Below are 9,180 nucleotides of genomic sequence, written 5' to 3'. Positions count from 1 at the left end.
AAGGACACTCTTTTTCAGCGTTTTCATCGTAATCTCCAAGGAGTAGGGGTTCAGCGAACCGTTCATATACAGCTTACGTGACGGTTGCCGACCCACGCCTGACCGAAACATGACAAAACAGACAGGTGCGCGGCTAGCGCCGTGCCTGGTCAGTGGCCGGTGTACAGTTCGCTCCGCTCGATGTACACCCAGACACCCTGGCTGTTAGGCAATTCCGGGAAGAGTTCGTTGAGGGCAATGGCCTTGGTGCGGGCCAACTGCCCGAACGCGAAAGTGATCTCGCTCGCCCCACTCTTGAAGGTTACGGTCTCGCCCGAATCGACATTCACATACTTCAGGCCCGGCGCAACGTCGACGACACGCGAGGTGCTTCCCGCCGGCGCCTCGCTGCCGAACAGCGAAGCCTGCGGGCCGGGCTTGATAGCGGACAACGAAGAGAGGCCCGCTCCGGCGCCATGATCATGATGTGCAGCCGCTTGCATCTGGGCTTGCTGCGACCAGCCGGCTGCGCTGGTGGATTCGAGCTTGTCAGCGCTCCATGCAGCGGAGGCTGCGAGAAGTGCGGCGACGCCGAGCATGAGCGACGCGATCGAGGGCTTTTGAGATGTCATGATGTTCTCCTTATGAGTTTCGGGCCTAACCCTTGCCAACGATGTTAGCCATCCAGCCCAGGCGAACACCTTACCCACCCGTTACAACTCGGAAAGCTCCACGAATAGCGCAACCGAGATCGTCAGCCTTGCGTTAGCCATGCCAGACGCTCACGCCAAAGCATCGCGTCACGATGCATCGTGACCTGTCCCGACGGGCTAGTGGCACCGATGTAATGCCCATCTCAGACCGAAGGGCGAGAACCTATTTCTTGCTGTTTCAACATGCTTATGGCTTGCCCCACCCCATATTCCCCGTCACCCCCCTACGCCCTCATCCAGTGGCTGCGGTCCCTACCCTCTGCCGTTATCACGGCTCCAGGACGCCGTCTCGCCGATGGCTTCATACATGCCAGGCCTCCTCGGAAGCGCGGGAGACCCTGAAGTCGATGTGCTGTCAAACTGGCTGCGTAGCAGCAACGAAGAACTGCCTGTCGTCGCATGGTCCAAGGTCGTCGCGCTGCGAGCCCATCTGCAGTGTTTGCTGGCGGAGCGGGGCAAAGACGAGTGGTGGGCGCACAGACGCGAAGGCCTGCAGCGAGCTCTGGATGAATTCTCGATCGGCAGCAAAGACGGGCATCCTGCCCGATTGCCGGCGGAGCTCCGGTTCCACCTCGCGTCGCTAGCCGCCGAGAGAAGAATCTGGGCGGATGCCATTCGCCAGTGGTACAACCTATGTGCGACACAGTTGTCCGACTCCGCTCTCGCGCAATGGGTAAGCGCTGAAGATCGCCGCCGATTTGCGGTTCCTCGCAACGAGGCCTAATTCACCCCAAAAACGTTCTGCAGTTGTAATGGGAGGGTCATCTGTAGGTTCGGTTGGCCGGACTAGACTGGCATTGTCGAATTGGTAGGGCGTATCGCGCCCCCCGACCGTTGTGCTCATAGCGTTCCGGCACACGCGCAGACGATCCTTGTCCAAAGGGGGACCGGATCGTATTGGATAGCACTCAACAGGAGGCAACTCATGAAACGTACCACTGCGGCCCTGTTAGCTCTCACGGTCTTGAACGTCGGTATCGGCAGCGCCATTGCGGAAACCGCGCGCAATACTGAGCGTGGACAGATTCATCGACCGAGGGATCCGTATACGGACGGCGCCAAAGCCGCGGACTTCGATGTGTACGGCGGCGGCGCAAAGATTGTGCATCGCGTAGGTGAAGACATCGCGAAATAGCCCTTCCAGGAAGCAGCAAAAACGCCCGCCTCGCGTCGTTTGACTTATACGAACATAGGGCACGATATCGGCCCGCTCCTCCAATGGCCCTCGTCTTCGCATCGCCGGGTTCGATATCCATAAGATCTGCCGTTCCCCCGGTGGAACACTTAGCGGTTGCTCCGATCTGAGCAACCGCATTTTTTTGCGAGAGGATCCTCCAGACGAATGGGGACTGGCATGGTATCGACCTATCGTCAGATATCGCTACGAACGCCGGGCTACTAGCCGTGACCGGAACCAAAGCCGGCATTGGCGGAACGCTGGAAGCTCAGCCCCAGATGACTCACCATCCTTTAGTGACCCATGCACACGGGTCACATTCTTCTTGCCATTTTTGCGCGAGCCATTATGGCAATCGAGACGGCAACGGCATACATCACACCATTCAATCCAAGGCGATTGTAAATGATTCTAAACTTCTCCAATCGCTTCTCCCTGGGAAACGACGCACTGATCCCACTTGGCTCTATGCATGAGAACGCCATCGGCACATAGCGGAACGCCCCAGCCGCGTATCGCTTGTAATATTGAATAACGAAATCCAGGTCCGAATAGATCCTGTATCTTTCCTCGTAGCGCAGATCGCAAATACGAAATGCCATCGCTTGATGGCATGCGTGAATAATCCCGGCGCGAAGCCTCAGCAGCGGCGCAGCAGGCTCCAGACCATTCCGTCCAAGATTGTCGCCATAGATCAACCAAGGCTCCGCCGAGGATTCGTTCTTGCTCCGCATCATCTCAGCGAGTACGCCTGGAGAGGCGAAGCAATCCCCCGAATTCATGAATACCGCCCACTCTCCTCGTGAAACGTTTAACCCTTTGTTCATTGCGGCGTACACTCCGCCATCCGGCTCACTAAAGAAATGATCGACCTCTGATCGCCGTAGCTTTACCAGCTCAACGGATCCATCCGTAGAGGCGCCGTCAACAATGATGAATTCAACACGGAAATTTTCACGAACCTGCGCCAACACGCTATCCATTGTCCTTGACAGGCCGACGCAATTGTTGAGATTGACGGTTATAACAGATATTAAGGTCATCGCCATCCCACTATCTTAAGGTCGAAAGCACAGTCCCATGTACCAACCCGCGTGCTACGTCGTCCGATATTCGTCTTGTCTCGGTAGAATTGACCGGCCTGCAAATCCACCATTGCAAAAATCTTGCCACGACTCTATCCATCGATTAACAAGAACCGCTGCACCACTCAGGATAGAGGATCGAAGGTGACGAATACCTGTCCAACTGATTACCGGCTAGCGCTATTGCAGCAACCAGTCGGATGAAAGCGCTTTCCCATGGCGGCAGTCATGCGCCATGAGGGGCGCCGCATCATCCGGGAGGAAAGCTCCCGTCATGCAGGTTGCAATCAACGCGTCCCGTCGCCCTCGATTATTGTCCCGGCTCCTACCCCGCCGTTTGGGCGGGATGGCGGGTTTCAACGCATGCACACGGCGTGGTGAATCGCGTCGCAGCAGGAGGATTGATTTGTGAAAGCGCCGCGATCCTGCGCTTCGTGCAGGGACTCTCGCGTCGACGAGCACACCTTGCCTCTACCGATTGCGTACGATCCAGAATCCTTCAATGATGTGGCGCGTCGTCGGGCTAACGACAATCTCGTCCAGCTCGGATGGGGCGAACCACTGGCAGCGCTGGATCTCCTTGCCCGGCATGGCGGCGTCGGTCTTGCTGATATTCGCAACGAAAACGTGGTGCACCGTTGTCGCACCAATCACTTGAAATAGGAACTCACGCCCTTTTGCGATCAGCGTCGTCTCTTCATAAAGCTCCCGTGCTGCGGCACTGGCAAGAATTTCAGCTTTGCCCGGACGCCCACCAGGCAAAGCCCATCTGCTGTCATCCTTGGTAACGAGTAGTATGCGGCCCCCGCGTGTACAAACGACTGTGGCCCTTACTTTCGTCTTCATTGATCCCTTGGGCTGAAGTCAGCGATTGCACCCAAGGCAAATGCTTTCGTAACGCCAGGTTCGCTGGCATCGGCGCGCAGACCAGAACACCCCGCTCGAGAACGGACGGACTTCCGCGTCTTGCGTCAGCCGACTGCGGCGGTTCGTCTTACTGGGCATGGTTGTTCGTGCCGACTGTCTGCCCATTCCCGTGAAAGCTCAGACGCTTCCCTTGCAATGGCATCCTGGTACGCAAGCGGTAATCCGGATTCCAGCGTTACCAGCGGTTGCCAGCCCGAAGCGCTGATGACACTGCAGTCCAGGCGCTTGCGCGGCGTGCCGTCAGGACGCGCGCTGTCGAACACGATGCTGCCCTGATAGCCCACCACTTGCGCCACTAGCAGCGCCAACTGGCGGATCGAGACTTCCTCTCCAGTACCGACGTTCAGGAAACCGGCCTTGCCTGCGTGTGTCCAGTAGGCCTGGCGGGACAGGCCCATCACGTGCAAGCAGGCGCGGGCGAGGTCGTCGGTATACAGGAACTCGCGCATCGGCGTACCCGATCCCCATACCGTCACGTCGGGTGCATCCGCAATCTTCGCTTCGTGAAAGCGTCGGATCAGCGCGGGGATCACGTGGCTGTTCTCGGGATGGTAGTTATCGCCGAGCCCATAGAGATTGGTCGGCATCACGCAGCGAAAGTCCGCATCGTACTGACGGTTGTAGGTCTTGCACAGCGTCATGCCCGCGATCTTGGCAATGGCGTAAGGCGCATTGGTGGGCTCCAGTTCGCCGCACAGCAGTGCGGACTCCTTGATCGGTTGCGGCGCGAACTTCGGATAGATGCAACTTGACCCGAGAAACAGTAGCCGTTCGACGCCGTTGCGCCAGGCCTCGTGTATCACGTTAGCGGCAATCATCAGATTCTGCTGGATGAACTCGGCTGGGTAGGTGTCATTGGCGTGGATACCGCCCACACGCGCTGCCGCCAGATAGACCTGCGAGATCCCTTCGGTGGCGAAGAAGTAGCTGACTTCCTGCTGGTCGGTGAGATCGACCTCGGCATGCGTGCGGACGACCAGTTCCACATCATCGCGCTTGGCCAGCGCACGCGCAATCGCTGAGCCGACCATGCCGCGATGGCCGGCCACGAACACTCGTTGGATAGGTTTGTTCATGATTGTCATTGGGAGAGGTCTGCCATCTTGACCAGCGTCTCGTGGTGCGCAGACAGGAAGTGTGCTTCGATCATTTCATTCACGAATTCGCCGACGTGAAGCGTCATGTTCACTGCTTGCCCGTGGCATGACTTTATGGTCGACTCCTTTGGATCACTGTCTGTCAACCCACATAGACGGCATGCAGGCAAGTGGGGCGGCGGCGCCGCCGTAGCAGGAACAGCCGTGCGCAAGTCAGAAACAAAGTCTCGCTCACACCGAGCCCATGCAGTAGCCTTCATTGCATCCAGGGAAATTCCGGCACACTGCCAGGTCAGAGCGCCCCTTGCGCGCAGACTCTTATCGGACAATGAATGCACGGCGTAACATGACGACGGGTAGGAGCTTCGGCAACCATGATGAATGAAGACGAATGGAAAGCGCGAGTGATGGCCACTCGTATTGTTCTGTGCCCGCGCTGCGAATCGACGAACATCACCCACGGTGCCTGCGCCGTGGGCGCTGCGACGATTCACCAGGAATACGTATGCGAGGCGTGCCAGCACGCCTTTTCTGGATTGTTCGCATTAGTCACGTACTACGATGATTTCCCGCGCAACCGATAGGGCGGCTCCGGAGCGCTCCGTCGGCCTTTGCGTGAATGGACCTGTCACTTCCGCCATCGGCGCAGTCCCGCCGCGCCACATCAAAGAACCCGTTAAGTATGAAGAAAAATCTGGTCCGAGAACGCGTCATTCTGACGCTCGACGCTGGCATTGGGCACACTTTCCATAGAGCACCATGGAGTGCTCACGCAAACTGAAGCCCTTTGCCCGGGCGACGTCCCGCTGGCGACGTTTGATCGACACGTCGCTAAATTCATCCACGACGCCGCATTCCACGCATACGAGATGATCGTGATGATCACCCTCATTCAGTTCGTACAGGGTGCGCGCGCCATCGAACCGATGGCTCACAATGAGATGCGCTTGCTCGAGCTGGCTCAATACCCGATAGACGGTGGAAAATCCGATGTCAGCACGCTCCTGCAGAAGAATCTGGTAGACCTCCTCGGCACTGACGTGACGTTGCGCGCTCTCCTTAAACAGTTGCAAGACACGCAGTCGTGGAGATGTTCGTTTCAATCCGGCGCGCTTCAGTTCTGCCGCAGTCTCCATTGAGCGCCTCCCTTCGGCGTTTTTCACGCAACGCACAGAATGTATGCCGCACGCTTAGTCAAATGTCATCCAGCCAAGTCTCCCTGGTACAACCCGTTGCGGTTTGGCCGGCAACGCAAGCGGCATGCCGAAACCTAAGGTTTGAGGCGAGAGACAATCGCCAGCCTTTGGTCGTGACTTCCCGTCGCGACCAACCGGTCGATGACCTGTCTCACGTAGGCGATTCCCGCTTGTCTTGCAAACGAACTCGTCGCAAATTCCCCCTCTATGGGAAACACCTCAGATTGCCAATCCAGGATGGCCAGCGTATCGCTTGAGCCATGAAGCCTGGCCTTGGCGACCCACTGCGAGGCGCCACCTTCAGTAAAAATCTCGTATGCAAAGTCGCCATGTCGATCCAGCGGACTGAGTCGGCGGTCAATCCACTCGCATGCAGCCTTCGCACCGGCCTCAAGCGCTTCCTCAACCGTGGCATATCGCCTGGTACCCAGGTAGAGCACATGCTCTTTTATCGCGGACATCGATTCGTCACGCAAATACTGAAAGACGGCCACGTAGCGGGTATTCAACGCAAACTCTTCGGCAGACCCGGTGACCGCTACCTCAGGAGCATACCGATTGTCCTCGCCCCTCCTCGCGCAACACCGGATCGGGTGCTGTCGATATGACATACACAATGGCTCATCCATTGCAGCCAATCGATAAAATCCTGGCATACAGCTCTCCTGCCCTATGCGTGATCCTATAGGGGGCCAAGTTGCGTCGATTGGCAGCGGCCGCAGACGCCTGGGCGATGCCCGACCTTGCGCCAGCGTGCGGAGCGCGAAGCGTAGCCCGACATCGGATGCATTTCTCTCACGTGGCATAGCCGCTCCAGTATCGGCAAGCGAAGCTACTATTCTCCGAACACTACCGCTTCTGCCCAGAATAGTCAGCTAACGATCTTGTAATTTTCCCGTCATGAGCCAGTGAGTTCCATTCGTGTACGTTAGCGTGAACGTCTCGCTTCAGGCATGTATGCAAAAAGGGAACGTGGAAAGAATGGCCCGCACACCATGACTTACATATTCGCAAGACCGAACGAAGGCAGACGCGTTCGCCTGCGATCCGCGGGGTCATGGAACGGGTTGGCGCCGCTGACCGTTGCTGCGCTGTGCCAAATGCTGGCAATACCCACTTTTGGACAACCCCTCTCGACCACCCTCAGGCCTACACGAAGCGCAGCCGTGTCGTCATCGACGGTGGTGTCGGATCGCACTGACCGCTTTGCATCCAACGAACTGGGCGCGCTGACATTGCGTCAGGCGCTGCGCATCGGGAACTCAACCAATCGCGACATAGCGGCCGCGCGTGCCACACTGGACGCAGCCCGGGGCGTGCTCATCGCCGCGGGAAAGCGGCCCAACCCAACGCTGACCCTTGGCACCGGGCCGGGGCTACTCGGACAATATCGTCCGCGTGACGCGGACATGCTCGTCAGCGTTTCGCAGCTCATCGAGCGCGGCAACAAGCGGGCATTGCGAACACAGGCCGCCAGCCACCTGGAGGACGCTGCGCGCCTCGATGCCGACAATGTTCGGCGCCAGTTCCGCCTGGCGCTGGCCACCGCCTACTTTGCGTTGAAGCAGGAGCAGGAGCGTGTCGCGCTCGCTCAGGCGACCCAGACCGCCTTCACGCGCTCACGAGAAGCCGCGGCACTGCGGCTGAAGGTTGGGGACCTCGCCCGCGTGGATGTGGTACGGCTCAGTATCGAGGAGCGCCGCAGCGAGAACGACGTGGCTCAGACGAAAAGTGATCTTGGCATTGCGCGGAACGTCCTGGCGGCATTGCTCGGGTATGAACGTGAATCCGCCTCGATCCGGGTGATAGATGCCTGGCCACTCGCAAGCGAGCGCAAGCCGACACTGGAGCGTATCGAAGGCATGCTGGAAACGCGCCCGGATGTTCAGGCTGCCATCGCTCGCCTGTCTGCCGATGAGGCACAGCTGCAGCTAGCGCAAGCGCAACGGATCCGTGACGTAACGTTGGCGCTCGTCAGTGAACGCAACCTTCCCGCGAACGGCGGCACCACGCTTGGCGTGCAACTGTCAATGCCGCTCCTCATCCACAACGAGTATGACGGCGAGATTGTACGCGCGGAAGCTGAGTTGAGAGGCACTCGGATTGACCTCGACAAGACACGGGCAAATGCACGCCTGGAAGTCGCCCGTGCACTCGAACAGTTCGACTCGGCACGGGTGCAACTGGCTCGCTACGAGGAGAAGATCTTGCCGGACGCGACGTGGGTGGTGGAAGCTGCGGAGTTCGCTTACAAAAAAGGCGCCATTCCGTTGACCGATCTGCTGGATGCCCGTCGTCAATACTACGCCGCACAACGGCAGTTGCTGGAGTTACGAATGAATTTTGCGACTGCGGACGCTGCGCTCGCGAGTAGTTTGGAGGACGCGAGCCTGGAGCATTAGCTTTGTCATGCCGCGACGCGAGGTGGGGTCGGTGCGGACGAACTGGCACCCTCGCTACGCACCAAGCCGCTCATGTCCCGGATGCACAGAAGTGCCGTCACCCGGTGACGACCCCTGGCGAACCCGCGAGCGGCAAGCGCGCTGGACGCATACTTCCCCCCATGGCGGCCAGCCATCGCCGTATGGGAGAGGCCGAGGTTGTCCGGCTGGCGGTCTACAACCCATACCTCTCATATGCATAGACTTTGGCTAACCGATCCTACTCGCGCCTACGACCGCTGGCAGGCCGACGAAGCCGCCAGCGCCGATCACCACCCATTTGCACAGCGCTCGATCAGGCAGCACCGCGCCATGTTTGTGCGTTTCCATCGCCACCTGACCGCTCACGGCGCCACGCTGGGGAACTTTGGGTCGGATGACATCGAAGCGTTCTGGCACGACGCCAATGTGGCCGCCGACACGGCAGCCCGGGTACGCTTTCTCAAACTGATGGACAGGATGTGCCGCCACCTGGTCCTCGTTGACCTGCGTGCATCCAACCCTGCCGCGGAGCTGATGTTGGCCGACCAATGGCTTCAGGACGAGCCCGAGTGCCTCTACCTCC

The 9,180-nt window shown here is 58.8% G+C and carries 10 protein-coding genes and 1 pseudogene; 5 read left to right on the top strand and 6 right to left on the bottom strand.

Annotation, left to right across the window (positions count from 1 at the left end):
- Positions 1 to 149 precede the first annotated feature (149 nt).
- Positions 150 to 611, bottom strand: a complete 462-nt coding sequence (locus WD006_RS28960) for a CzcE family metal-binding protein (protein WP_029307132.1) — start codon at positions 609 to 611, stop codon at positions 150 to 152.
- Positions 612 to 999: 388 nt separating this feature from the next.
- Between WD006_RS28960 and WD006_RS28955 the strand changes: the two genes are divergently transcribed.
- Positions 1,000 to 1,416 (top strand): copper resistance protein CopE, encoded by a 417-nt coding sequence (locus WD006_RS28955; RefSeq protein WP_225934547.1) that lies wholly within the window; start codon positions 1,000 to 1,002, stop codon positions 1,414 to 1,416.
- Between the two features lie 201 nt (positions 1,417 to 1,617).
- Positions 1,618 to 1,827 carry a hypothetical protein gene (locus tag WD006_RS28950; RefSeq protein WP_029307131.1) on the top strand — a complete coding sequence of 70 codons (210 nt, stop codon included), beginning with the start codon at positions 1,618 to 1,620 and terminating at the stop codon, positions 1,825 to 1,827.
- 356 nt (positions 1,828 to 2,183) lie between these two features.
- Here the strand turns inward: WD006_RS28950 and WD006_RS28945 are convergent, their stop codons facing one another.
- The 3 genes from WD006_RS28945 to WD006_RS28935 form a co-directional block, all read right to left on the bottom strand.
- Positions 2,184 to 2,918: a glycosyltransferase gene (locus tag WD006_RS28945; RefSeq protein WP_051723009.1), complete on the bottom strand. Its 735-nt coding sequence runs from the start codon at positions 2,916 to 2,918 to the stop codon at positions 2,184 to 2,186.
- 507 nt (positions 2,919 to 3,425) lie between these two features.
- Positions 3,426 to 3,800 carry an NUDIX hydrolase gene (locus WD006_RS28940; RefSeq protein ID WP_029307129.1) on the bottom strand — a complete coding sequence of 125 codons (375 nt, stop codon included), beginning with the start codon at positions 3,798 to 3,800 and terminating at the stop codon, positions 3,426 to 3,428.
- A 125-nt stretch (positions 3,801 to 3,925) separates the two neighbouring features.
- Positions 3,926 to 4,957, bottom strand: a complete 1,032-nt coding sequence (locus WD006_RS28935; RefSeq protein ID WP_231108958.1) for a GDP-L-fucose synthase family protein — start codon at positions 4,955 to 4,957, stop codon at positions 3,926 to 3,928.
- Between the two features lie 395 nt (positions 4,958 to 5,352).
- On the opposite strand from WD006_RS28935, the gene WD006_RS28930 reads away from it, so the two are divergent.
- On the top strand, positions 5,353 to 5,562 hold the full coding sequence (locus WD006_RS28930; RefSeq protein WP_029307127.1) for a hypothetical protein: 210 nt from the start codon (positions 5,353 to 5,355) through the stop codon (positions 5,560 to 5,562).
- Positions 5,563 to 5,688: 126 nt separating this feature from the next.
- Here WD006_RS28930 and fur read toward each other — a convergent pair whose 3' ends face one another.
- Positions 5,689 to 6,114, bottom strand: a complete 426-nt coding sequence (fur, locus tag WD006_RS28925) for a ferric iron uptake transcriptional regulator (RefSeq protein WP_080711374.1) — start codon at positions 6,112 to 6,114, stop codon at positions 5,689 to 5,691.
- 134 nt (positions 6,115 to 6,248) lie between these two features.
- On the bottom strand, positions 6,249 to 6,683 hold the full coding sequence (locus WD006_RS28920) for a hypothetical protein (RefSeq protein ID WP_141192896.1): 435 nt from the start codon (positions 6,681 to 6,683) through the stop codon (positions 6,249 to 6,251).
- A gap of 657 nt (positions 6,684 to 7,340) precedes the next feature.
- Here WD006_RS28920 and WD006_RS28915 point away from each other — a divergent pair.
- The gene (locus WD006_RS28915; protein ID WP_051723007.1) at positions 7,341 to 8,576 is read left to right on the top strand and encodes a TolC family protein; all 1,236 of its coding nucleotides are present in this window, start codon (positions 7,341 to 7,343) and stop codon (positions 8,574 to 8,576) included.
- A gap of 234 nt (positions 8,577 to 8,810) precedes the next feature.
- Positions 8,811 to 9,180 (top strand): annotated as a pseudogene (locus tag WD006_RS28910) (tyrosine-type recombinase/integrase); the annotation flags it as partial.

Source organism: Cupriavidus sp. Met-2 (genome assembly GCF_049843575.1).
In the GTDB taxonomy this organism is placed as follows: Bacteria; Pseudomonadota; Gammaproteobacteria; order Burkholderiales; family Burkholderiaceae; genus Cupriavidus; species Cupriavidus metallidurans.
Note: the sequence above shows the minus strand (reverse complement) of the source record. Positions and strands in the feature narration are given on the sequence as shown.